This is a genomic window from Pseudomonas sp. FSL R10-2189, assembly GCF_009600325.1.
GTDB classification, from domain to species: domain Bacteria; phylum Pseudomonadota; class Gammaproteobacteria; order Pseudomonadales; family Pseudomonadaceae; genus Aquipseudomonas; species Aquipseudomonas helleri.
Map to the genome: position 1 here is coordinate 59,935 of NZ_WIVZ01000014.1, position 22,440 is coordinate 82,374.

The following is a 22,440-nucleotide window of genomic DNA, read 5'->3' on the forward strand; positions in this document are numbered from 1 at the left end:
GCCCATGAGCAGCCAGACGTACAGTATTTCCGACCTTGCCCGCGAACTTGATATCACCACCCGCGCCATTCGTTTTTACGAAGAACAAGGCATGCTCGCCCCTGAACGTCGCGGTCAGGAGCGGATCTATTCGGCGCGGGACAAAGTCAGCCTGAAGCTGATTTTGCGCGGCAAGCGCATCGGTTTTTCGCTGGCCGAATGTCGCGAGCTGATAGAGCTTTACGACCCTACCAGCGGCAACCAGAAACAGTTGAACAGCATGCTGGCCAAAATAGCCGAGCGCCGCGAACAGCTGGAGCAACAGTTGCTGGATATTCAGCAGATGCAACTTGAACTGGATACGGCCGAAGAACGCTGTATCCAGGCGCTTGAACACACGATAAAAAGTCAGACGGCCTCCTAAAACATAACAACCCTGGTGATCCCCCCATGACATTTCCCACCCATGTGCGCCTGATTGAAGTCGGCCCGCGCGACGGTTTGCAAAATGAAGCCCAGCCCATCAGCGTGGCCGACAAGGTGCAGTTGGTGAACGCCCTGACCGACGCCGGGCTGGGCTATATCGAAGTCGGCAGCTTTGTGTCGCCTAAATGGGTGCCGCAAATGGCCGGTTCCGCCGAGGTCTTCGCGCAAATCCGGCACAAGCCGGGTGTGGTTTATGGGGCGTTGACGCCGAATATGCGCGGCTTCGAAGACGCTGTCGCCGCCGGAGTTAAAGAAGTGGCGGTGTTCGCCGCCGCTTCCGAAGCGTTTTCGCAGCGCAACATCAACTGCTCGATCAGTGAAAGCCTGGAACGCTTTGTGCCCATCATGGAATCCGCCAGGCAACACGGCATCAGCGTGCGCGGCTATGTGTCCTGCGTGCTGGGCTGCCCGTACGAAGGCCAGGTGTCGGCGCAACAAGTTGCCGACGTGGCCAAAGAGCTGTACGCCATGGGCTGTTACGAAGTGTCGCTGGGCGACACCATTGGCACCGGCACACCTTCGGCAACCCGTGCCATGTTCGAAGCGGTCGGGGCTTATGTTCCCCGCGAAAAACTCGCCGGGCATTTCCATGACACCTATGGCCAGGCCATGGTCAACATCTACGCCAGCTTGCTCGAAGGGATCAATGTGTTCGACAGCTCGGTAGCAGGCCTTGGCGGCTGCCCGTACGCCAAGGGTGCCAGCGGTAACGTGGCCACCGAAGACGTGCTGTACATGCTCAACGGCATGGGGATCGAAACCGGGGTCGACATGGACAAGCTGTTACTGGCAGGCCAGCACATCTGCAACGTGCTGGGGCGTGTTACCGGGTCACGGGTCGCCAAGGCGCGACAGTGCTAAAAAGTGTGGCTGAGTGTTACCGCTCCCCCACACAAACGAGTAACACGGAAACAAACCGGCCTTGATCCAGGCCGGTTTTTTATTGCCTTAAAATTTAAATCATTGATTTATAAGGCTTTTTAAAAGTTGGCACGGCTCCTGCTATCTCTATGGCATAACAAGAATAAAAACCGCAGCAACATAATAAGAACAATACGAAACGACTCTGACATAACAAAAACAACACGGCAGAGACGCAGCTAACAGATTTTTTTGGAGAAGGTTTACTTTTCCGGGGAGCCAAGAGCCACCTCGCAACCGGGCAGAGAACAATAAAACTACCTTCAGGTAGCACCCGTTCAGGTTGGATCACCGGTTTGATAGCCAGTGATAAAAGTGGATCAGCGCTCAAAAAAATACGTTTGCTCTTGATCCCGGATGGGGATCGCAAAAAAACGCAGCAAAGGGTGAGTTCCAAAAACAACAATAGACCACCCTTCAATAATAAAAAGAGCACGCAACGACACGTTAAAGGGGAGCCTAGGCTCCCCTTTGTGCTGTCCGGGGTTTGTGTTTCTGTGGGAGCGGGCTTGCTCGCGATTCAGCCAACGCGGTGTGCTTGTTGCACACCGCCGACCCATTCGCGAGCAAGCCCGCTCCCACGACAAACAGAGTTCCACATAAAACCAGCGGCCTAGACCTTCCTGATCTCCAAAATACTGATTTCGCGCATTTTGAATTTTTGGATCTTGCCGGTCACGGTCATCGGGAAGACGTCGACAAACTTGAAGTGTCGTGGCGTCTTGAAGTGGGCGATGCGCGACTTGCACCACGTTTGCAGCTCAAGTTCATTGGCACTGTGGCCGGGGTGAAATTTGATCCAGGCGACAATTTCTTCGCCGTATTTTTCATCCGGGATCCCGATAACCTGCACATCCGCCACCGCAGGGTGGGTGAAAAAGAACTCTTCCAGCTCACGCGGGTAAATGTTCTCGCCGCCCCGAATGATCATGTCCTTGTTACGCCCGACAATGCGCACATAGCCCTGCTCATTCATCTCTGCCAGGTCACCGGTGTGCATCCAGCCTTCGCTGTCCAAGGCTTCGCGGGTCGCTTGCGGGTTGTTCCAGTAACCCAGCATCACGCTGTAACCACGGGTGCACAGTTCACCCACCTCACCGCGAGCGACGATATTACCTTGCGCGTCGATCAGCTTGTTCTCCAGATGCGGCTGGGTACGCCCTACGGTGGTCACGCGTAATTCCAGATCATCATCCGGCCCGGTCTGCATGGACACCGGGCTGGTTTCAGTCATGCCATAAGCAATTTGTACCTCGCCCATGTGCATTTCGCTGATCACGCGGCGCATCACTTCTATCGGACAGGTGGCGCCGGCCATGATCCCGGTACGCAGGCTCGACACGTCAAAGCCGGCGCGCTCGGGGTGATCGAGCAAGGCAATAAACATGGTGGGCACCCCGTATAGCGCTGTAGCCCGCTCTTCGGCGATGGCTTGCAGGGTCAGCGTGGGGTCAAAGGCGTCGCCCGGGTAAATCATGGTGGTGCCGTGGGTTACGCACCCCAGGTTGCCCATCACCATGCCAAAGCAGTGATACAGCGGCACCGGAATCACCAGCCGGTCAGCGGCCGTCAACCCCAGGCTTTCGCCAACCATGTAACCGTTGTTGAGAATATTGCGGTGGCTGAGCGTCGCACCTTTGGGGAAGCCCGTGGTGCCAGAGGTGTATTGAATGTTCACCGGCTGATCGGGCTGAAGGCTGGCCTGTCGTGCGTAGAGTTGCTGCACTGCAACGCCGCTGCCCAATGTGGCCAGTTGCGGCCAGGGAAAGAACCCTGCAGGCGGTTGTGCATCGAGGCTGATCACCCCGCGCAAGTCTTCAAAACGCTCGCTGTTGAGTTGCCCGGCCGCCTGCCCTTCCAGCTCAGGCAGCAACTCCTGGAGCATCGCGTGGTAGTTCGAGGTCTTGAACGTGCTCGCACTCACCAGCCACTGGCACTTTGATTGTTTGAGCACATATTCAAGCTCAGACAAACGATAGGCCGGGTTGATGTTGACCAGAATCACGCCAATTTTGGCGCTGGCAAACTGGCAGATAAACCACTCGGCACAGTTAGGCGCCCACACGCCCAACCGGTCGCCCGCCTGCATGCCCAACGCCAGAAAGGCCCTGGCGTGAAGGTCAACGGCCTGAGCCAACTGCGCCCAGTTGTAACGCTGCTGCTGATGGCGCACCACCAACGCTTCACCGTCGGGGTAGCGGGCAGCGGTTTGATCGAACGCCTGACCGATGGTCATCGCCAGCAACGGCTTGTCCAGCGCGCCCTGGCTGTAACTGGGGACAGATTGCGGCTTCATGACAACTCCTCTTGTGATTGTTTTGGGAGCATGGGGAAGACGCGCACTCACGCATTCCCTCTGTGCAGAATAGCAATTACTCTGAACCAAGTTGACGTTAACGTAAAGGTCATTGACAGCATTCATTGCCAAGTTTACGTTAACGTAAAGCTTACCCATGGCGATGCTGTTAACGCCGTTTATAAGAACAATGACCAAGGTGCCCCATGAGCTACCCGACTTTGAACTTCGCCCTGGGCGAAACCATCGACATGCTGCGCGATCAGGTACAAGCCTTTGTGGCTGACGAACTCAGCCCCCGCGCGGCGCAAATCGACAAAGACAACCTGTTCCCCGCCGACATGTGGCGCAAGTTCGGTGACATGGGCCTGCTGGGCATCACCGTGCCGGAAGAATACGGCGGCACTGGCCTGAGCTACCTGGCACACGTGGTCGCCATGGAAGAAATCAGCCGCGGCTCGGCGTCTGTGGCCCTTTCGTACGGGGCGCACTCCAACCTGTGCGTCAACCAGATCAACCGTAACGGCAGCCACGCGCAAAAACTCAAATACCTGCCCAAGTTGATCAGCGGCGAACACATTGGCGCCCTGGCCATGAGCGAGCCCAATGCAGGGTCTGACGTGGTGTCGATGAAGCTGCGGGCCGACAAGCGCGGTGATCATTTCGTCCTTAACGGCAGCAAAACCTGGATCACCAACGGCCCGGACGCCAACACGTATGTGATCTACGCCAAAACCGACCTGGAAAAAGGCCCACACGGCATCAGCGCTTTTATTGTTGAGCGTGACTGGAAAGGCTTCAGCCGCAGCACCCATTTCGACAAGCTCGGCATGCGCGGCTCGAACACCTGCGAGCTGTTTTTTGACAACGTTGAAGTGCCGGAAGAAAACCTTCTGGGCACCCTCAACGCAGGCGTCAAAGTGTTGATGAGCGGCCTCGATTACGAACGCGTCGTGCTCTCGGGCGGCCCGACCGGGATCATGCAGGCGTGCATGGACCTGGTGGTGCCGTACATCCACGACCGCAAACAGTTTGGCCAGAGCATCGGTGAGTTCCAGCTGATCCAGGGCAAGGTGGCCGATATGTACACCCAGCTCAATGCCAGCCGCGCTTACCTGTACGCGGTGGCGGCTGCCTGCGAACGTGGCGAAACCACGCGCAAGGACGCCGCCGGGGTGATCTTGTACAGCGCCGAGCGCGCCACGCAAATGGCCCTCGACGCGATCCAGATTCTGGGCGGTAACGGCTACATCAATGAATTCCCTGCTGGGCGCCTGCTGCGTGACGCCAAGCTCTATGAGATCGGCGCGGGTACCAGTGAAATCCGCCGTATGTTGATTGGTCGCGAACTGTTTAACGAAACCCGCTGAGGAGCGCACGTATGTCCATCTTGCATACGACCATCAACCCGCGCTCTGCGGAGTTCGCGACCAACCGCGAGGCCATGCTCAAACAGGTCGACGCACTGCACGCGTTGCTTGAGCAGGTGCAGCAAGGCGGCGGCGCCAAGGCACAAGAACGCCACACCTCACGTGGCAAGTTGCTGCCCCGCGAGCGGATTGACCGGTTGCTGGACACGGGCGCGGCTTTCCTTGAACTCAGTCAGTTGGCTGCCTATGGCGTGTACGGCGAAGACGTTCCTGCAGCAGGAATCATCGCCGGTATCGGTAGGGTCGAAGGGGTTGAATGCATGATTGTGGCGAACGATGCCACGGTCAAAGGCGGTTCTTACTACCCGCTGACGGTAAAGAAGCACCTGCGCGCGCAGACGATTGCCGAGCAAAACCGCTTGCCGTGCATTTATCTGGTGGACTCGGGCGGCGCCAACCTGCCGCGTCAGGATGAAGTGTTTCCGGATCGCGAGCACTTTGGCCGGATCTTCTTTAATCAGGCCAACATGAGCGCAGCCGGCATTCCGCAAATTGCCGTGGTCATGGGCTCGTGCACCGCAGGCGGCGCCTATGTGCCGGCCATGGCTGACGAAGCGATTATGGTGCGCCAGCAAGCGACGATTTTCCTGGCTGGGCCACCCCTGGTAAAAGCGGCCACCGGCGAAGTGGTCAGCGCTGAAGACCTGGGTGGTGCCGATGTGCACTGCAAGGTGTCCGGCGTTGCCGACCATTACGCTGACAGTGACGAGCATGCCCTGGCGCTGGCCCGCCGTAGTGTGGCCAACCTCAACTGGCGCAAGCTGGGCCAGTTGATCCACCGCAGCCCTTTGGCGCCGCTGTATCCCAAGGACGAGCTGTACGGCATCGTCCCGGCCGATGCCAAACAGCCTTTTGATGTGCGCGAAGTCATTGCGCGGCTGGTGGACGGCTCGGTGTTCGATGAGTTCAAAGCGCTATTCGGCACCACGCTGGTCTGTGGTTTTGCCCATTTGCACGGCTACCCGGTAGCGATCCTGGCCAATAACGGCATCTTGTTTGCTGAAGCGGCACAAAAAGGCGCGCACTTTATTGAGTTGGCCTGCCAGCGCGGCATCCCGCTGGTGTTTTTGCAAAACATCACCGGTTTTATGGTCGGGCAAAAATACGAAGCGGGCGGTATCGCCAAGCACGGCGCCAAATTGGTAACGGCGGTGGCTTGCGCCAAAGTACCCAAGTTCACCGTGATCATCGGCGGCAGCTTTGGCGCCGGTAACTACGGCATGTGCGGGCGCGCCTACGACCCGCGCTTTTTGTGGATGTGGCCAAACGCCCGCATTGGCGTAATGGGCGCCGAGCAAGCCGCCGGGGTACTGGTGCAAGTCAAACGCGAGCAGGCGGAACGCAACGGGCTGGTGTTCAGCCGCGAAGAAGAAGCCGAGATCAAGCAGCCGATCCTCGATCAATACGAGCATCAGGGCCACCCCTACTACTCCAGTGCCCGGTTGTGGGATGACGGCGTGATTGACCCGGCGCAAACCCGCGAAGTGTTGGCGCTGGGATTGTCGGCAGCGTTGAACGCGCCCATCGAAGCCACGCGTTTCGGCGTGTTCCGCATGTAATGCGATGAAAGGACTGACGCACATGAACAACTTCAACACCCTTGAACTGCACACCGACCCTCGGGGTTTCGCCACCCTGTGGTTGAGTCGCGAGCAGAAGAACAACGCCTTTAACGCCGAAATGATCCAGGAGTTGATCGTCGCCCTCGACAAGGTTCAGAGCGATGGCACGCTGCGCTTTCTGCTGCTGCGCGGACGCGGCAAGCATTTCAGCGCCGGGGCCGATCTGGCCTGGATGCAACAATCGGCCGAACTCGACTACAACACCAACCTGGATGACGCGCGCCACCTGGCCGAGTTGATGTACAACCTGGCCAAACTGAAAATCCCGACCCTGGCGGTGGTGCAAGGTGCCGCGTATGGCGGTGCTTTGGGCTTGATCAGCGCCTGCGACATGGCGATTGGTGCCGAGGATGCGCAGTTCTGCTTGTCTGAAGTGCGCATCGGCCTGGCCCCGGCCGTCATCAGCCCGTTTGTCGTGCAAGCGATTGGCGAACGCGCCGCCCGCCGGTTTGCCCTGACCGCCGAGCGCTTCAGCGGGCTGCGCGCCCGTGAACTGGGGCTGCTTGCAGAATGCTACCCGCAGGCCGAGCTGGAGCAGCAGATCGCCCATTGGATCGACAACCTGTTACTCAACAGCCCGCAGGCCATGCGCGCCTGCAAGGACTTGCTGCGCGAAGTCAGCCACGGCGCGCCAACGCCTGCCATTCGCCGCTACTGCGAAAACGCAATTGCCCGGATCCGGGTCAGCCCCGAAGGCCAGGAAGGCTTGCGTGCCTTTCTGCAAAAACGCACTCCCCGCTGGCAAACAGACACCTCGACCCAGGAGCCGCGTTCATGAGCGCCCCTCTGATTACTTCGTTACTGGTCGCCAACCGCGGTGAAATCGCCTGCCGGGTCATGCGCACCGCCAAGGCGCTGGGCCTCACCACAGTCGCCGTGCACAGCAGCACTGACCGCGATGCGCGGCATTGTCGCGAAGCTGATATCTGCGTGGATCTGGGTGGCAGCAAGGCCGCCGACAGCTACCTGAAAATCGACAAGATCATTGCCGCCGCCCAGACCAGCGGCGCGCAAGCGATCCATCCGGGGTATGGCTTTTTGTCCGAGAACGCGGGCTTTGCCCGTGCGATTGAAGCCGCCGGGCTGATTTTTCTCGGGCCGCCCGCCTCGGCCATTGATGCCATGGGCAGCAAGTCCGCCGCCAAAGCCTTGATGGAAACGGCCGGTGTGCCGTTGGTGCCGGGCTATCACGGCGAAGCGCAAGACCTGGAAACCTTCCGCATTGCCGCCGAACGTATCGGCTACCCGGTGCTGCTAAAAGCCACGGCGGGTGGCGGTGGCAAGGGCATGAAAGTGGTCGAGGACGTCAGCCAACTGGCCGACGCACTGGCTTCTGCTCAGCGTGAAGCACTGTCTTCGTTTGGCGATGCGCGGATGCTGGTCGAGAAATATGTACTCAAACCCCGACATGTCGAGATCCAGGTGTTTGCCGACCAGCACGGCAACTGCCTGTACCTCAACGAACGCGATTGCTCGATTCAGCGCCGCCACCAGAAAGTCGTTGAAGAAGCCCCCGCGCCCGGCCTCAGCGCAGAGCAACGCCGCGCCATGGGCGAGTCTGCGGTTCGCGCCGCACAGGCCATCGGCTACGTCGGTGCAGGTACCGTGGAGTTCTTGCTCGATGCCCGCGGCGAATTCTTCTTTATGGAGATGAACACTCGCCTGCAAGTCGAACACCCGGTGACTGAGGCCATCACCGGCCTGGACCTGGTGGACTGGCAAATCCGTGTGGCACGCGGCGAAGCCTTGCCGATCACCCAGGCGCAAGTGCCGTTACGCGGGCACGCGATTGAAGTGCGTTTGTATGCTGAAGACCCGAGCAATGACTTCCTCCCGCAAACCGGACGCCTCCAGGTGTACCGCGAGTCAGCAGCCGGGGCGGGCCGCCGGGTAGACAGCGGTGTCAGCAAAGGCGATGAAGTGTCACCGTTTTATGACCCGATGCTCGGCAAGCTGATTGCCTGGGGCGAAGACCGTGAACAAGCCCGCTTGCGGTTACTGGCAATGCTCGATGAGTTCGCCATTGGAGGTTTGAAAACCAACCTGAGCTTCCTGCGCCGCATCATCGGCCATCCCGCCTTTGCCGCAGCCGAACTGGACACCGGGTTTATCCCGCGGTATCAGGCGCAACTGCTGCCGCCTGCCCAACCGTTGCCAGGCGCCTTTTGGCAGGCCGCCGCTCAAGCCTTCCAGCAAAGCCTGGCCCCTGAGCAGCGCAGCGATGACCCGACCTCACCCTGGGCCCTGCACACGGGCTTTCGCAGCGGCCTGCCGGCTAAAACACTGCTGGTCTTGAGCGCCGGTGAAGAACGCCACGTGATCAGCCTCGGAGAACCCAAGGCCACCTTGCACAACGAACAGTTGGTGATCGAACACGACGGGATACGCCGTCAACACCTAGCCATTCGTCACGCCGACACGCTGTACATGCGCTGGCAAGGCGAAGTCCACAGCGTCAGCCTCTACGACCCTATTGCCGCCGTCAGCGCCAGCCACGGCCAGCAAGGTGGCCTGACCGCGCCCATGAACGGCAGCGTGGTTCGCGTGCTGGTAGAAGCGGGCCAATCGGTCGAAGCCGGCGCACAACTCGTTGTGCTCGAAGCGATGAAGATGGAGCACAGCCTGCGCGCCCCCCATGCGGGCATCGTCAAGGCGTTGTTCTGCGAGGAAGGGGAAATGGTCAGCGAGGGAACCGCGCTGATCGAAATGGAATAAAAAAAGCGGATACCGGCAACGGTATCCGCTTTTTCCGGGCCTGTGCCGGGAGTCATTCAAAATTTGGTGCTGGCCTGCACCACCACACCGATTATCGAGCAACGCTCATCAAACAACACTTTCGGGTAAGTCGGGTTCAGCGGCTTGAGGTAAAGCTGGCCGCTTTCTTCGCTGAGCTGCCTGAACGTCGCCTCGGTCGACTCAGGTGTACGGGCAATCACCATTTTGCCGGGTTGTGCCTCGATATCCGGATCCACCAGAATCATCATGCCTTGCGGAACACTGACACCCATTGGGGCTGTCATCGCATCCCCCATCACTTGCAACCAAAATGCCGCCCCTTTGGCGTAATGGTCGCTGACTTCAAAACGGATGCCCGGCTGATAACCCGGCAGCACTTTCTCGTTAATCTGGCCTGCCGTCGCCCAGTCACTGACGGGATAACGGAATGCAGACGTTATGTCGTAGGTGGGTTCGTCCACGCTCGGGTCGTTTGCCGCCTCATTGCGTCCACGAATCACCAAGGCGACTTCCAGGTGCTCCAGCCCCAAGGCGTGCAGCACTTTGTTCATCGTGAGCAGGTCGGGCTGACGGCGTTTATTGAGCCAATGCCCAACGCCCCCTTGGGAAGCGCCAACGCGTTCGGCGAGTTTCTCTTGCGTGAGTTTTTGCTCGCGCAATTTGGTTCTGACTAAAGCGATCCATTTATCCATTGGCCGAACAATACGGATTGAATTCCGAGCAACAATACACATTCCGTATTATTTAAACCAATAGTCAAAATACTTATTGTACTAATCTGACTCCGGCTGATCCGATTAATCTCAGAAACGCAGGTAAATCATGACTTCCATAACAAAAATCACGCCGGAAACTGAGCTCGATATTGAGCTTGAAGCGCTAAAAGACGACGCCGCCACCCAGCGCGCACTCGACTATTATTTGAAACCAGCTGTTTCCCAGCCGCCTCAAGAGAAGAAAGTGTTCGTTGTGAGCGATGACGTGAGCCAGGAAGAAGCCATGGTCACTGCCTGTGAATACTTGCGATGCGGGGTGAGCATGGTGCATAGCGCAGCAGACACCCATCAGGGTGCGCATCGCGATCAGTTTCTGGCACTGGCATTTTTTATCGAGTCAGCCAAGCAGCTCCTGGACAAGGCTCTGGATGTGCAAAAACTGACCAACCGATAGCTAAAACAGCCCAGAACATGCCCGGCCGCTTGATTGAAAAACCAGCGGGCTAGAGCCTTTGCAGGAGAGAGGGAAAATAAATGTCGAAAAAGTGAGGAAAAACGTTTGACTTGCAAATGATAATGATTACTATTGCAAGCAACTGGTCGCGAGATCAGTCGATAATTCAAATGACCTTAGGTCGGTCTTCGAATTATCTCCTCATCAGGCTAATCACGGTTATTTGACCCGGCTTATGGCCGGGTCTTTTTTTGCGGCCAGTTATCTGGCTCAGCGTGCTTCAGGCTAATGAAGTCTTGTGTGCGGCCGGTTTTTTTCGGTGACCGCTACGATGCCGGCGATGATAGCAAAAGAATATTGATCAGCGGAAGCTTATTACCCGAGACCTTAGCCGTAATAGCGATTTTGAACTTGAGAATCACTCTCAAAAACGCTATTCTCGCGCGGCGTCAAGGATGACGCCCCCCCCGTTGTCCTCTCCCCCCCTTTCCAAAATTGCGTATTGGCCCATTGCGGTTGCAAGGTAAAGTAGCGACCACAATTATCTGATTCCAGGATGTGGACGATGACCGTGGCGCCCTCTGCACTTCATATCACCAGTGACTTTGACAGTGGCAACATCCAGGTGCTGGATGCCAGCAATCCGCTGCATGTGCGGCTGGCGATAAAACCCGACACCCGGAGCGCACATTTCCAGTGGTTTCATTTCAAGGTCGATGGCCTGCAAATTGGTCAGATCCATCGTTTTGAATTAGGCAACGCCAGCCAGTCTTCCTACAACAAAGCCTGGGATGGCTATCAAGCGGTGGCGTCCTACGATCACGAGAACTGGTTTCGCGTCCCGACTGAGTTCGACGGCACTGCGCTGACCTTCAGCCTGAAAGCAGAGCAACCACAGGTCTGGTTTGCTTACTTCGAACCCTACAGCCGTGCACGCCACGACGAGTTGATCAAAAACGCGTTGCAGTGGTCCGGCTGTGAGGTACTGGCCATCGGCAAAAGCGTCGAAGGACGCGATATACCGCTATTGCGCAAAGGCACCGGCGCCCGCCACAAGCGCAAGATCTGGATCATTGCCCAGCAACACCCCGGCGAGCACATGGCCGAGTGGTTTATGCAGGGCATTCTTGAACGGCTTGAACAGGGCAGCGACCCACAGCTACGAAAGTTGCTGGACTTTGCCGACTTGTACCTGATCCCGAACATGAACCCGGACGGCGCGTTTCACGGTCATTTGCGCACCAATGCCAATGGCCAGGATTTAAACCGCGCCTGGCAACATACCGAGCGCGATGTCAGCCCTGAAGTATTCTTCGCCCTGGAGCAGATGCAGCACTACGGTGTCGACCTGTTTCTGGACATTCACGGCGACGAAGAAATCCCCTACGTATTCACCGCAGGGTGTGAAGGCAACCCTGACTACACCAAACGCCTGGCAGACCTTGAAGAGCGCTTTCGCAGCCACCTGAGCAAGCTGACGCCAGACTTCCAGACCGAGCATGGCTACACCCGTGACGAGCCCGGCCAAGCCAATATGACCCTGGCCTGCAACAGCGTGGGTCAACGTTTTGACTGTCTGTCGCTGACCCTTGAGATGCCTTTCAAGGACAACAACAATGCACCGGACCCGATCACCGGCTGGTCTGGCAAGCGCTCCATGCAATTGGGCAAGAGCGTGCTGAGCACCTTGTCAGATATGGTTCGCGAGCTGCGTTGAGCCACTTTTTCTTTTACGTGCACGAGTACACACCGCCTGCTTATGGATACCCTCGCTAAACTGCGCGCCGGCCAATTGGTCGGCCTTAAACGTCTGGATCTGTCGTGCGGGCTGACTGAATTCCCACCCGAAATTTTCCAGCTGGCTGACACCCTGGAGATCCTCAACCTGAGCGGAAACGCCCTCAGCCGCTTGCCCGAGGACCTGCACCGCCTGAGCCATCTGCGCATTCTGTTTTGCTCGGACAACCAGTTCACCGAACTGCCCGCCTGCCTTGGGCAATGCGCGAAACTGAGCATGATCGGTTTCAAGGCCAACCAAATCGAGCACGTCCCTGGCGCTGCGCTGCCGCCGTTGCTGCGTTGGCTGATCCTCACGGATAACCGCATCCAGCAGTTGCCCGACGAACTGGGCCGGCGACCCTTGCTGCAAAAGTTGATGTTGGCCGGCAACCGCCTGCAAACGTTACCGGCCAGCCTGGCCCGGTGCGAGCGTCTGGAGCTGATCCGTCTGGCAGCCAACCAGTTCACCGAACTGCCTGAGACCGTGCTGGCCTTGCCGGGCTTGAGCTGGCTGGCCTATGCCGGGAATCCGTTGCGTGAAGACGCCAGCGCCCTGCGAGAAGCCGACAACACTCCTGACATCGAGTGGTCGCACCTTGAGCTGGGGCAAAAACTGGGCGAAGGCGCGTCGGGGATTATTCACCAGGCGCAATGGAATGTTCCTGGCCAACCGGCACACGCGGTTGCGGTCAAGCTGTACAAAGGCAGCATGACCAGCGATGGTTCGCCGCTCAATGAAATAAATGCCTGCATTGCCGCCGGCCAGCATCCCAACCTGATCAAGGTTCTGGGCCGCGTGACGGGGCACCCCGAGCAAACCGCTGGCCTGGTCATGGAACTGATCGCCCCGTCGTTCATGAACCTGGCCGCCCTGCCCAGTTTCGACACCTGCAGTCGCGACGTCTATGCCCCTGGCACCCGCTTCACCTACGACAGCGCCTTGCGTATTGCCCGCGGCATCGCCTCGGCTGCAGATCACTTGCATGCGCAAGGCATCTGTCATGGCGATTTATACGCGCACAATATTCTGTACAGCCACGAAGGTGACTGCCTGCTCGGCGACTTTGGTGCGGCGTGCTTCCACGCCCTCGACAACAGCCCGCAAAGCCGTGCCCTGCAACGCATTGAAGTTCGTGCATTCGGGATTTTGCTGGGGGAATTGCTGGAGCGGATCGACTCAGACATGAGTGATCAACAACACGCCAAGTGGAAGGATTTGCAGCAGCGGTGCACTCAACCCGACGTATTGGCCCGCCCGGATTTCGCCGCCATTAGCCAGGCATTGGCTTGAACACGGAGGTCCTGCGGCCCGCATCGCAGCCTCGTGCCTCGTCAGCGGCTACAACAGACCTGATGTAGGAGCGAGCTTGCCTCGCGATCTTTTGATTTAAAAGATCGCGAGCCAAGCGCAACCTGCGATTTACGCCAGGGCTACGAACAGGTCCTGGACGTCGTCCTGTTCTTCAAGCTTGGCCAGGAATTCCTGGACTTCAGCCATTTGCTCCTCAGTCAGGCTGGTCACCGGGTTTTTCGCCTGGTAACCCAACTTGGCCGACAACACCGTAAAGCCCTGCTCAGGCAGTGCCTTCTGGACTGCATCCAGGTCAGTGGTTTCAGTGATGAACAAGGTGGTGCCTTCTTCTTCGCCTTCTTCAAAATCCTGGGCGTCAGCTTCGATAGCCGCCATCTCAGGATCAGCATCGGCTGTGTCCGGCTTGGCTTCGATCAGGCCCACATGGTTAAAGTCCCATGCCACCGAACCCGATGCGCCCAACTGGCCCTTACGGAATGCCACACGAATTTCAGCAACAGTACGGTTAACGTTGTCAGTCAGGCACTCAACAATCAACGGCACTTGATGCGGGGCGAAACCTTCGTAGGTCACGCGGGAGTATTGCACCGCTTCAGTACCGATACCGGCACCTTTGTTGATTGCGCGCTTGATGGTGTCGGCAGGCATCGAGGCTTTTTTGGCCTGCTCATAGACCAGGCGCAAATGCGAATTCATGTCCGGGTCAGCACCGTTACGGGCTGCTACTGTCAGCTCCTTGGCCAACTTGCCGAAAATCTTGCCGCGGCTGTTTGCGGCTTCCGCTTTGTGTTTAACCTTCCACTGTGCGCCCATTACTCATCTCTCAATCGGGTGTGTCGCGGCGGCTTGGCCGTCGAATGGAGGCAAGTTTATACGGCTGAAAGTCGTCAATCGACCAAAAAATCCAATTTACGCTGCAAGCTCCATAAACGCTTTGATCAGCCGCAGCTCGGCGCGGCGCTCCATGCAGCCCAACATATGGCGGTTGATCAGCCCTGCACCGTTGATCAGAACAGCCCCTACCCGCGGGTCATGGCTGACTTCTGCCGACGACACAATGCCTATTCCCAATTGCGCCGCCACCGCCTCGGTCACGGCTTCACGACTGTCCAGTTCCAGCAACACCCGCGGATTGACGCCCGCCCTGTCGCAGGCCTGATCAAAGGTGCGCCGGGTAATCGAACTCGGCTCTCGCAACACCATGATGACCTGATCCAGTTGCGCAATATCCACACCCTGGGTCAGCCCCAGCCACGGGTGACTGGCCGGCACCAAGGCGCAAATCCGCGATTCTTGCAGGGCCCGCAAAGTCAGCCCTTTGCGCGGTTCGACCTCGGTGAGCACTGCCACATCAACGTGCTCTGACAACAGCGCGTTCAAGGTTTCCTGGGCATTGCCCAGGCGCAAGTTGACGGTAATCCCCGGATACCGCGCACGCAGGCTCGCCAGCATCGGCATCACCATGTGCGGCCCGTCGGCGGCCACCTCCAGTCGCCCGGTCAGAAGCTGGCGATTAGCCTCCAGCAGCACCTGCGCCTCATCGACCAAGCCGAACATGGCGCGGGTAATGGCCGCCAGCCGGGTGCCCTCCTCCGTTAGCTCCACTCGCCGTGCCGTGCGTCGCAGCAAGGTGATTTGGTAGTGCTCCTCCAGCGCCTTGATATGCCCGGTGACCGCTGGCTGGCTGATAAACAGACGCGCAGCAGCCCTTGTAAAGCTGCCTTCACGGGCCACTGCATCAAACGCACGAAGCTGGAATAAATTCATAGGTATAAGTCTGGCCGATAGCTGAGATAACAATAAACAATTTGATTGATAGAAACGCAAACTGCAACGTATGCCCTGTAATCAATTGCCATCCCAAGTGTGTGAGGAAACCAGAATGACCCCTGCTGCGCCGATCCTGCTGACCCCGGGCCCATTGACGACCTCGCTGCGCACTCGTCAGGCCATGCTGGTCGACTGGGGTTCATGGGATGACCGCTTCAACCAGTTGACGGCCAGCTTGTGCGAGCAATTGCTGGCGATCATCAACGGCAGCGACACCCACCACTGCGTACCGTTGCAGGGTAGCGGCACCTTCGCGGTCGAAGCGGCGATTGGGACTCTGGTGCCCCGCGACGGTAATGTTCTGGTACTGATCAATGGCGCATACGGCAAGCGCTTGGCAAAAATTTGCGAAGTCCTCGGCCGCCGCTTCAGCACCTTTGAAGCCGCCGAAGACCAACCGACAACAGCCGCCGATGTTGAGCGCCTGCTCAAGGCCGATCCGAGTATCAGCCACGTCGCCTTGATTCACTGTGAAACCAGCACCGGGATCCTCAACCCGCTGTCAGACATTGCGGCGGTCATCGCCCGCCACGGCAAACGTCTGATCATCGACGCCATGAGTTCCTTCGGGGCCCTGCCTATCGACGCACAGGAGATCGCCTTCGATGCGTTGATCGCAGCCTCCGGCAAATGCCTGGAAGGCGTACCGGGCATGGGCTTTGTCTTCGCCCGCAAAGAAGCACTGGCCAACGCTGCCGGCAACGCTCATTCGTTGGCAATGGACCTGAAAGACCAGCACGCCTACATGGCCAAGACCGGACAATGGCGCTTCACCCCGCCCACCCACGTCGTCGCCGCGTTACACGAAGCCTTGTTGCAATACAACGAAGAAGGCGGCTTGCCAGCACGGCACAAACGCTACGCCAACAACTGCCAGACACTGCTCGACGGCATGGCCAGGCTTGGGCTGCGCAGCTTTCTGCCCGCAGCGATTCAGGCACCGATAATCGTGACGTTCCATGCCCCCAAAGACCCGCGCTATGACTTCAAAACGTTCTACGAACGGGTCAAGGCCAAGGGTTTCATCCTGTACCCCGGCAAATTGACCCAAGTCGAAACGTTCCGCGTCGGCTGTATCGGGCACGTCAGTTCCATCGACATGCACGCAGCGGTCACCGCCATCGCCCAGGCGCTGGGCGAAATGGAAGTGCTGGATATTTAAGACCACTCCGACCTCACACCACCCCATTTAATTCGTGCAGCCAAGGCTGCTCATACAGGATTTACAGACATGAACTACACCAATCCAAGCAAACTTCAGGCAGCGATTCTCGACTGGGCCGGCACCGTGGTCGACTTTGGCTCCTTCGCCCCGACTCAGATTTTTGTCGAAGCCTTTGCCGAGTTCGACGTGCAGGTGTCGATCGAGGAAGCACGCGGCCCGATGGGCATGGGCAAGTGGGACCACATTCGCACCCTGTGCGATCAACCTCAGATCAGTGAGCGCTACAAAAAGGTTTTTGGCCGCACACCGAGCAATGACGATGTCACGGCTATTTACCAACGCTTTATGCCGCTGCAAATCGAAAAAATAGCCGAGCACTCGGCGCTGATCCCCGGCGCACTGGAAACCATCGCCCAGTTGCGCAGGCAAGGGATCAAAATCGGTTCATGTTCAGGGTATCCGGCGCAAGTGATGGCCAAGGTCGTTGAACTGGCGGCCACACGTGGTTACATCGCCGATCACGTCGTGGCCACTGACGACGTGCCTAATGGCCGCCCGTGGCCTGCTCAGGCTCTGGCCAACGTGATCGCGCTGGGTATCGATAATGTGGGCGCTTGCGTAAAAGTCGACGACACCGTGCCGGGTATTCTTGAAGGCCGCCGTGCGGGCATGTGGACGGTGGCGCTGGTGTGTTCCGGCAACGCGCTGGGCCTGACGTACGAGCAATACCGTGCGCTGGACACAACCACACTGGCCTCGGAACGCACACGTATTCACAGCCTGTTTGAAGGCTCGCGTCCGCACTACTTGATCGACACCCTCAACGATTTGCCCGAGGTGATTGCCGATATCAACAAACGCCTGGCGAACGGCGAAATGCCGCAAAGCAGTTAAGTGATGGTCGACAGACGACTGCACCCGGCGCAGTCGTCTGCCGTGCAGGCCTTGATCCGCGATCAGGCTTTTTTCAATTGCTCAACCCACTGGCTGTAGGCATCGATAAAGGCTTGCAGAAATGGTCGGGTTTTTTCTGACAGCTTGCCGGACTCATCAAAGACGCTACCGGCACCGCCCAGGTAGGCTTCTGGCTGTTGCAAGCAAGGAACATTCAGAAAGACCAGCGACTGGCGTAAATGATGGTTGGCGCCAAAACCACCGATGGCACCCGGCGACACGCTGATAATTGCGCCCGGCTTTGCACCCCAGACACTTTGACCGTAAGGGCGGGAACCCACGTCAAGGGCGTTTTTCAGGACAGCCGGAACCGAGCGGTTGTATTCCGGGGTGACAAACAGCACAGCATCGGCGGCGCGTACTTGATCACGAAAAGCGCTGTAGGCCGCGGGTGGCGTGGCGGTATCAATGTCCTCGTTGTACAGCGCCAGATCGCCGATCTCGATAATGTTCAGCTTCAAAGTGGCCGGCGCCAGCTCTGCCAGTGCATGAGCCACTTTTCGATTGAGCGAATCCTTCCTCAAACTACCGACTAGCACTGCTACGTTGTAGACCTTGCTCATAGAAAACTCCGAGTCTGTGGCTGTAGGAAGATTAGTTATAGATGATCGGGCGGCTTTCTTGCAGTTCGATTTACCTTATCGGCGGGCAAGTCTGTAAAGTAGCCGGACTATTTTTTCCAAATCGTTAAACTTCCCCTACTGATCAACGGTCTACAGAGCCGCAAATTGGGTGTTTATCTCCAGAGGTTCTCTACAAATGGCTGCAGTTTTAGTTGGGCAATTTCATGCAAGAGACGCGGAAGGCCGTGTCTATTCAGTGCATGAGTTTGAAACAGTGGTAGAGGGTCATCCTGTGATCACCTACAAGCTGGCTATTGGAGATCGCGTTACCAAGATCAGTGACAACGAGTTCGAACTGATCCAGTCGAAAGTGCTGTTAACGCGTGATTCAGACACCGCCGTGGCGACAAAGCCTGAGGCCGTTGTATCGCCTGAGTAACCTTCAGCCACCGGGATAACGATGAAGTCACAGGATGAGACTGGGGTCAGACCAGGCTAACGCGTCACCTGACCCGCTGAATATGGACTTCACGCATGCGTTTACGCCACATCGAAGTGATCCAGGCGATCTTGCAGACCGGCAACCTCGACCATGCGGCTGAATGGTTGCAACTGCCTGTATCCACGCTGAGCGCGACACTGCATGAAGCCGAGCAACAGCTCGGCTTCATGCTGTTTGCCAGCGTACGCGGACGCCTGCAAGCCACTCGCGAAACCCTCCTGCTGCAACCGCTGGTCAATCAGTTGTACGTGGATCCGCTTCGCCGGCTTGGCGACGCCTTGCGCCAGCATCAGGAACCGACCTTGCGCGTGGCCTGTAGCGAGACCTTGGCGCAGCCCTTGCTGCCCCACAGCATTGCGACGTTGAGACGACGCTTCCCCGACACGCCCACGACCCTGAGCAGCCTGTGCTTTTCTGAAATAGTACGCCGTGTGCTAATGGATGAATGCGACGTCGGCCTGGCTCTGCAACCGGCCGAGCAGCCGGGGGTTGATAGCCAGAAGTTGGCCCAGGGGAAAGTACAATTGCTCGCACCTCACGGCTGGCTTGGCCCGAAGCAAAAGTACATCGCCCTGCACGATCTGGCCGGCCAAGCCATGATTGGCCTGCGTCAGCACGACCCGCTGAGCCGAATGCTCGACAGCAAGCTGCACACACTGCGACCAGCGCCGGTGGTGCACATTGACGTGCAAAGCTATCAGATGATGCGCAGCATGGTTGAAGCGGGCGAAGGGCTGGCGTTGGTGGATCCGTTTACCGCTATTGGCGCCAAAAACAGCGGGCTGGACGTGTGCCCGTTATCACCCGCAGTACCCGTGAACCTGTATGCCCTCACGCGCAAAAGCTCAGAGGCCGGCGCTGCACTTAAAGCCCTGCTCGAGATTGTGCGTGAACGGGCCGAGGCCTTGCTGGCAGACCAGGGCGCCGTAACCCTTTAACACGAACTTTGGTTTCTCACACCCAAAGATCGCAGCCTGCGGTAGCCGCTACACCCGGCTTTCAAACAGCAGATACCAAAAAATCGCCACTTCGCAGGTTTGCGGATCGATGCCGCGATAGCGCAAGTAATCAATACCGCCCACCTGATACCCGCAACGCTCGTACAAGCGGCAGGCACCGATGTTGTTGTTTTGGGTTTCGAGCATGATGCCCTGCAGTTTTTTCTTGTGGCTCCAGAACTTGACCACATCGAGCAATGACTTAGCCACGCCATGACGGCGCGCGCAGGCAGCAACGGCCAGTTCATCGACATGGGCAAAGCCATTCCAGTTTGTACTGACGACCACATGCCCCACCGGTTGATCATCCAGATAAGCCATGAAAATCGCGCTGTCCGGCGCCCCGATGAAACTGGCAAATTCATCCGGGTCTATGCCGTAACACTTGCGATAGGGCGTGATCATATCCAGAGGCCAGTGCTCGACCTTTTTATGACGGTCAGCACGGGCATACGCGTTTACTTCAAAACTAAAATCATTGCCCCATACATAAGGCGCAAACCCTTCATCCGCCAATCGAACCGAAACCACGGGGTCATTGGGGTTTAAAACCAGGTGCATGAAAAATCCCTCTTTCTTGCGGTGAAATACCCCTGCAACTCGCCATCGCAATCCGCGACGGCGTGACAACCATGATAGATCTAGTGCCGGGTTTGAGCTTCGATGAGTTGTGCCCACAGCGACGGACCACCCGCCGACTTGGCAATCGCCTCAAGGCGCGCCGCATGTTCGGCCAAGTCACTTTCACTTGCACGAATAATCCGGCCAGATGGACGGCTCGCTGACAAACGGCGAATTTCCGTGGCCTGGCTGCCAGAACTCTCACCCGACTCATGGCCATCGGACGCATTACCCGCCAGCGACAGGCTGGTTTGACCACCGGTCATGGCCAGGTAAACATCGGCCAGAATCTCGGAGTCGAGCAAGGCGCCGTGCAACTCACGGCCCGAGTTGTCTACACCATAGCGTTTGCACAAAGCATCCAGGCTATTGCGCTGCCCAGGGTGACGGCCACGTGCCATCATCAAGGTATCAAGAATGGTGCAGTGTCGGGTGATGTCAGCGCGGTCGGTCTGCCCGATCAAGGCAAACTCGTTATTCAGAAAGCCGACGTCAAACGCGGCGTTATGAATGATCAGCTGAGCACCCGAGATGAAGTCGAAAAACTCGTCGGCGACTTCGCCAAAACGCGGTTTGCCGACCAGAAACTCATTGGTAATACCGTGAACGCCGATAGCACCCTCGTCACTTTCACGGTCAGGTTGCAGGTACACGTGAAAATGACGGCCGGTCAGACGACGGCCCATTAACTCCACGCAACCGATCTCGATCACCCGGTGGCCATCGGTGACAGGCATACCGGTGGTTTCAGTATCGAGTACCACACTACGCATGTTTGTTGCCTCTCATTTCCTCGACCCCGCGATTGGCCAACTGGTCAGCACGTTCATTGCCATGATGGCCAATGTGCCCGCGTACCCATTGCCACTTCACGGTGTGGCGATTGACTTGTTCGTCCAGTTGTTTCCACAGGTCGGCATTTTTCACCGGCTCTTTGGCAGCGGTTTTCCACCCGCGCTTCTTCCAGTTGACCATCCACTCGGTAATGCCTTTCATCACGTACTGCGAGTCGGTGACCAGCAAGACTTCGCAGGGGCGCTTGAGCTCTTCAAGCCCACGAATGGCCGCCATTAACTCCATGCGATTGTTGGTGGTGTCGGGCTCGCCGCCCCAGAGTTCTTTTTCAACGCCTTGATAGACCAGCAAAGCCCCCCAGCCACCCGGGCCAGGGTTACCCTTGCAGGCACCATCGGTGAACATTTCTACGCAATCGCTCATTGCCAACTATCCAGAAAGAACTGCCTCGGCCTGCCCATCCAGTCGTGATGGCAGCACCTGGGGCCGGGTTAACCCGACCCGGCATTTTAAATTAGGGTTCAATATCAGGTCGATTGACCTTGGCCATCTGCAGAGGGATCAGTTTGCCTTTTGGCTCTCGACGCAGTGGCTTGACGGGTCGCAAACCCACCACCATTTTGCGGGCGACCAATACATAGAAGCCACCACCGGCCAATTGCCAGCTACCAGCCTTGCGCTCCCAACCTGACAAACGGCCTTGCCACGCCTTGGAAGCAAGCGGCGGACGATAGCATCCGAAGCGGCGTTTCTCCAGCGCAAAGCCCAGCAGATTCAGCCAGTCGGCAACCCGCGACGGGGAAATGCACCGCGCCTTGCGCAGGGCATCCTTGGCAAAAACATGCCGCAGCCCCCAACTGCTCCAGGGGTTAATCCCCACAATCAACAAGTGCCCGCCGGGACGGACACTGCTGGCGGCTTCACGCAGCAGACCGTGGGGCGACAAACAAAAATCCAGACCGTGCTGCAACACCACCACATCGGCCGCGTGCTCGCATAAAGGCCAGGATTGCTCTTCACAGATGATTTCGACACCTGGCAAAGGCGCGCCCAGCCGCACATTGCGCTGCACTTGCGGGGCCTTGGGCGGCGTGTCGGCACCCGGACCGTAATGCACCAGGTAGCCGCCGAAATAGCGTCCGAGTTCGTCCTCAAGCACGCGTTGCTCATCTTCCAGCAGCAACTGGCCAAGGGGACCAGACAGCCATTCGCGGGCCGAACTGATCAGTGCCAGCCACTCAGGGTCCGCCTGAGCCAATGGTTTATCGGTCATTGTTCCTC

General features: G+C 57.9%; 22 protein-coding genes. 13 read left to right on the forward strand and 9 right to left on the reverse strand.

All coding sequences use genetic code 11. The features are described from left to right. Window positions 1-4: 4 nt before the first annotated feature. Window positions 5-403 (forward strand): MerR family DNA-binding transcriptional regulator, encoded by a 399-nt coding sequence (locus tag GHO32_RS12305; protein WP_048373101.1) that lies wholly within the window; start codon window positions 5-7, stop codon window positions 401-403. 26 nt (window positions 404-429) lie between these two features. Continuing rightward, window positions 430-1,326, forward strand: coding sequence for a hydroxymethylglutaryl-CoA lyase (locus tag GHO32_RS12310; RefSeq protein WP_153333613.1), 897 nt, complete (start codon window positions 430-432; stop codon window positions 1,324-1,326). A 673-nt stretch (window positions 1,327-1,999) separates the two neighbouring features. Here GHO32_RS12310 and GHO32_RS12315 read toward each other — a convergent pair. Beyond that, entirely contained in the window at window positions 2,000-3,682 is a 1,683-nt protein-coding gene (locus tag GHO32_RS12315) for an AMP-binding protein (protein WP_153442843.1), read from the reverse strand. A 206-nt stretch (window positions 3,683-3,888) separates the two neighbouring features. Here GHO32_RS12315 and GHO32_RS12320 point away from each other — a divergent pair, with 206 nt between their 5' ends. Genes GHO32_RS12320 through GHO32_RS12335 form a run of 4 tightly spaced genes read left to right on the forward strand, consistent with a single transcriptional unit; the run spans window position 3,889 to window position 9,449 of the window. Then, window positions 3,889-5,052 (forward strand): isovaleryl-CoA dehydrogenase, encoded by a 1,164-nt coding sequence (locus GHO32_RS12320; protein ID WP_153333609.1) that lies wholly within the window; start codon window positions 3,889-3,891, stop codon window positions 5,050-5,052. A gap of 11 nt (window positions 5,053-5,063) precedes the next feature. Next, window positions 5,064-6,671 (forward strand): carboxyl transferase domain-containing protein, encoded by a 1,608-nt coding sequence (locus GHO32_RS12325; RefSeq protein WP_153333607.1) that lies wholly within the window; start codon window positions 5,064-5,066, stop codon window positions 6,669-6,671. A gap of 22 nt (window positions 6,672-6,693) precedes the next feature. Next, complete coding sequence (locus GHO32_RS12330) at window positions 6,694-7,512, forward strand: gamma-carboxygeranoyl-CoA hydratase (RefSeq protein WP_153333605.1); 819 nt, start codon at window positions 6,694-6,696, stop codon at window positions 7,510-7,512. Next, entirely contained in the window at window positions 7,509-9,449 is a 1,941-nt protein-coding gene (locus GHO32_RS12335) for an acetyl/propionyl/methylcrotonyl-CoA carboxylase subunit alpha (RefSeq protein WP_153333603.1), read from the forward strand. The genes GHO32_RS12330 and GHO32_RS12335 overlap by 4 nt, the downstream gene beginning before the upstream one ends. 56 nt (window positions 9,450-9,505) lie before the next feature. Here GHO32_RS12335 and GHO32_RS12340 read toward each other — a convergent pair whose 3' ends face one another. Then, the gene (locus tag GHO32_RS12340) at window positions 9,506-10,162 is read right to left on the reverse strand and encodes a LexA family transcriptional regulator (protein WP_123750097.1); all 657 of its coding nucleotides are present in this window, start codon (window positions 10,160-10,162) and stop codon (window positions 9,506-9,508) included. A 130-nt stretch (window positions 10,163-10,292) separates the two neighbouring features. Here GHO32_RS12340 and GHO32_RS12345 point away from each other — a divergent pair, with 130 nt between their 5' ends. The 3 genes from GHO32_RS12345 (at window position 10,293) to GHO32_RS12355 (ending at window position 13,710) form a co-directional block, all read left to right on the forward strand. Continuing rightward, entirely contained in the window at window positions 10,293-10,640 is a 348-nt protein-coding gene (locus GHO32_RS12345; protein WP_048373084.1) for a DUF6124 family protein, read from the forward strand. A gap of 565 nt (window positions 10,641-11,205) precedes the next feature. Further along, entirely contained in the window at window positions 11,206-12,357 is a 1,152-nt protein-coding gene (locus tag GHO32_RS12350; RefSeq protein WP_153333601.1) for a M14-type cytosolic carboxypeptidase, read from the forward strand. A gap of 42 nt (window positions 12,358-12,399) precedes the next feature. Next, window positions 12,400-13,710, forward strand: a complete 1,311-nt coding sequence (locus GHO32_RS12355) for a protein kinase (protein ID WP_153333599.1) — start codon at window positions 12,400-12,402, stop codon at window positions 13,708-13,710. 129 nt (window positions 13,711-13,839) lie between these two features. Here the strand turns inward: GHO32_RS12355 and GHO32_RS12360 are convergent, their stop codons facing one another. Together GHO32_RS12360 and GHO32_RS12365 are read right to left on the reverse strand one after the other, a co-directional pair. Then, window positions 13,840-14,544 carry a YebC/PmpR family DNA-binding transcriptional regulator gene (locus GHO32_RS12360; RefSeq protein ID WP_153333596.1) on the reverse strand — a complete coding sequence of 235 codons (705 nt, stop codon included), beginning with the start codon at window positions 14,542-14,544 and terminating at the stop codon, window positions 13,840-13,842. Window positions 14,545-14,640: 96 nt separating this feature from the next. Then, window positions 14,641-15,498, reverse strand: a complete 858-nt coding sequence (locus GHO32_RS12365; RefSeq protein ID WP_153442844.1) for a LysR substrate-binding domain-containing protein — start codon at window positions 15,496-15,498, stop codon at window positions 14,641-14,643. A 115-nt stretch (window positions 15,499-15,613) separates the two neighbouring features. On the opposite strand from GHO32_RS12365, the gene GHO32_RS12370 reads away from it, so the two are divergent. Together GHO32_RS12370 and phnX are read left to right on the forward strand one after the other, a co-directional pair. Next, window positions 15,614-16,723: a 2-aminoethylphosphonate--pyruvate transaminase gene (locus GHO32_RS12370; RefSeq protein ID WP_153333592.1), complete on the forward strand. Its 1,110-nt coding sequence runs from the start codon at window positions 15,614-15,616 to the stop codon at window positions 16,721-16,723. A 69-nt stretch (window positions 16,724-16,792) separates the two neighbouring features. Continuing rightward, the gene (gene phnX / locus GHO32_RS12375) at window positions 16,793-17,620 is read left to right on the forward strand and encodes a phosphonoacetaldehyde hydrolase (RefSeq protein ID WP_153333591.1); all 828 of its coding nucleotides are present in this window, start codon (window positions 16,793-16,795) and stop codon (window positions 17,618-17,620) included. A 62-nt stretch (window positions 17,621-17,682) separates the two neighbouring features. Here phnX and GHO32_RS12380 read toward each other — a convergent pair whose 3' ends face one another. After that, window positions 17,683-18,243: an NADPH-dependent FMN reductase gene (locus GHO32_RS12380; RefSeq protein ID WP_153333588.1), complete on the reverse strand. Its 561-nt coding sequence runs from the start codon at window positions 18,241-18,243 to the stop codon at window positions 17,683-17,685. A gap of 196 nt (window positions 18,244-18,439) precedes the next feature. On the opposite strand from GHO32_RS12380, the gene GHO32_RS12385 reads away from it, so the two are divergent. Further along, a complete protein-coding gene (locus tag GHO32_RS12385) occupies window positions 18,440-18,682 on the forward strand; it encodes a hypothetical protein (RefSeq protein WP_123750090.1) in 243 nt (80 codons plus the stop codon). Between the two features lie 95 nt (window positions 18,683-18,777). Continuing rightward, window positions 18,778-19,683, forward strand: coding sequence for a LysR family transcriptional regulator (locus GHO32_RS12390; RefSeq protein ID WP_153442846.1), 906 nt, complete (start codon window positions 18,778-18,780; stop codon window positions 19,681-19,683). Between the two features lie 48 nt (window positions 19,684-19,731). On the opposite strand, the gene GHO32_RS12395 is transcribed toward GHO32_RS12390, so the two are convergent. The 4 genes from GHO32_RS12395 to GHO32_RS12410 form a co-directional block, all read right to left on the reverse strand. Further along, window positions 19,732-20,304, reverse strand: coding sequence for a GNAT family N-acetyltransferase (locus GHO32_RS12395; RefSeq protein ID WP_153333583.1), 573 nt, complete (start codon window positions 20,302-20,304; stop codon window positions 19,732-19,734). A gap of 80 nt (window positions 20,305-20,384) precedes the next feature. Then, window positions 20,385-21,137 (reverse strand): DNA polymerase III subunit epsilon, encoded by a 753-nt coding sequence (gene dnaQ, locus GHO32_RS12400; protein ID WP_153333581.1) that lies wholly within the window; start codon window positions 21,135-21,137, stop codon window positions 20,385-20,387. Beyond that, a complete protein-coding gene (gene rnhA, locus GHO32_RS12405) occupies window positions 21,130-21,582 on the reverse strand; it encodes a ribonuclease HI (RefSeq protein ID WP_123750086.1) in 453 nt (150 codons plus the stop codon). The genes dnaQ and rnhA overlap by 8 nt, the downstream gene beginning before the upstream one ends. Before the next feature lie 91 nt (window positions 21,583-21,673). After that, entirely contained in the window at window positions 21,674-22,432 is a 759-nt protein-coding gene (locus tag GHO32_RS12410) for a class I SAM-dependent methyltransferase (protein ID WP_123750085.1), read from the reverse strand. Window positions 22,433-22,440: the final 8 nt, after the last annotated feature.

What these genes read in the sequence shown, in the direction of transcription:
- dnaQ (WP_153333581.1), bottom strand. Translation starts at nt 21,137, where the DNA reads ATGCGTAGTGTGGTACTCGATACTGAAACCACCGGTATGCCTGTCACC.
- GHO32_RS12365 (WP_153442844.1), bottom strand. Translation starts at nt 15,498, where the DNA reads ATGAATTTATTCCAGCTTCGTGCGTTTGATGCAGTGGCCCGTGAAGGC.
- GHO32_RS12325 (WP_153333607.1), top strand. Translation starts at nt 5,064, where the DNA reads ATGTCCATCTTGCATACGACCATCAACCCGCGCTCTGCGGAGTTCGCG.
- GHO32_RS12380 (WP_153333588.1), bottom strand. Translation starts at nt 18,243, where the DNA reads ATGAGCAAGGTCTACAACGTAGCAGTGCTAGTCGGTAGTTTGAGGAAG.
- phnX (WP_153333591.1), top strand. Translation starts at nt 16,793, where the DNA reads ATGAACTACACCAATCCAAGCAAACTTCAGGCAGCGATTCTCGACTGG.
- GHO32_RS12310 (WP_153333613.1), top strand. Translation starts at nt 430, where the DNA reads ATGACATTTCCCACCCATGTGCGCCTGATTGAAGTCGGCCCGCGCGAC.
- GHO32_RS12370 (WP_153333592.1), top strand. Translation starts at nt 15,614, where the DNA reads ATGACCCCTGCTGCGCCGATCCTGCTGACCCCGGGCCCATTGACGACC.
- GHO32_RS12395 (WP_153333583.1), bottom strand. Translation starts at nt 20,304, where the DNA reads ATGCACCTGGTTTTAAACCCCAATGACCCCGTGGTTTCGGTTCGATTG.
- GHO32_RS12385 (WP_123750090.1), top strand. Translation starts at nt 18,440, where the DNA reads ATGGCTGCAGTTTTAGTTGGGCAATTTCATGCAAGAGACGCGGAAGGC.
- GHO32_RS12410 (WP_123750085.1), bottom strand. Translation starts at nt 22,432, where the DNA reads ATGACCGATAAACCATTGGCTCAGGCGGACCCTGAGTGGCTGGCACTG.
- GHO32_RS12315 (WP_153442843.1), bottom strand. Translation starts at nt 3,682, where the DNA reads ATGAAGCCGCAATCTGTCCCCAGTTACAGCCAGGGCGCGCTGGACAAG.
- GHO32_RS12345 (WP_048373084.1), top strand. Translation starts at nt 10,293, where the DNA reads ATGACTTCCATAACAAAAATCACGCCGGAAACTGAGCTCGATATTGAG.
- GHO32_RS12355 (WP_153333599.1), top strand. Translation starts at nt 12,400, where the DNA reads ATGGATACCCTCGCTAAACTGCGCGCCGGCCAATTGGTCGGCCTTAAA.
- rnhA (WP_123750086.1), bottom strand. Translation starts at nt 21,582, where the DNA reads ATGAGCGATTGCGTAGAAATGTTCACCGATGGTGCCTGCAAGGGTAAC.
- GHO32_RS12390 (WP_153442846.1), top strand. Translation starts at nt 18,778, where the DNA reads ATGCGTTTACGCCACATCGAAGTGATCCAGGCGATCTTGCAGACCGGC.
- GHO32_RS12360 (WP_153333596.1), bottom strand. Translation starts at nt 14,544, where the DNA reads ATGGGCGCACAGTGGAAGGTTAAACACAAAGCGGAAGCCGCAAACAGC.
- GHO32_RS12350 (WP_153333601.1), top strand. Translation starts at nt 11,206, where the DNA reads ATGACCGTGGCGCCCTCTGCACTTCATATCACCAGTGACTTTGACAGT.
- GHO32_RS12330 (WP_153333605.1), top strand. Translation starts at nt 6,694, where the DNA reads ATGAACAACTTCAACACCCTTGAACTGCACACCGACCCTCGGGGTTTC.
- GHO32_RS12320 (WP_153333609.1), top strand. Translation starts at nt 3,889, where the DNA reads ATGAGCTACCCGACTTTGAACTTCGCCCTGGGCGAAACCATCGACATG.
- GHO32_RS12305 (WP_048373101.1), top strand. Translation starts at nt 5, where the DNA reads ATGAGCAGCCAGACGTACAGTATTTCCGACCTTGCCCGCGAACTTGAT.
- GHO32_RS12340 (WP_123750097.1), bottom strand. Translation starts at nt 10,162, where the DNA reads ATGGATAAATGGATCGCTTTAGTCAGAACCAAATTGCGCGAGCAAAAA.
- GHO32_RS12335 (WP_153333603.1), top strand. Translation starts at nt 7,509, where the DNA reads ATGAGCGCCCCTCTGATTACTTCGTTACTGGTCGCCAACCGCGGTGAA.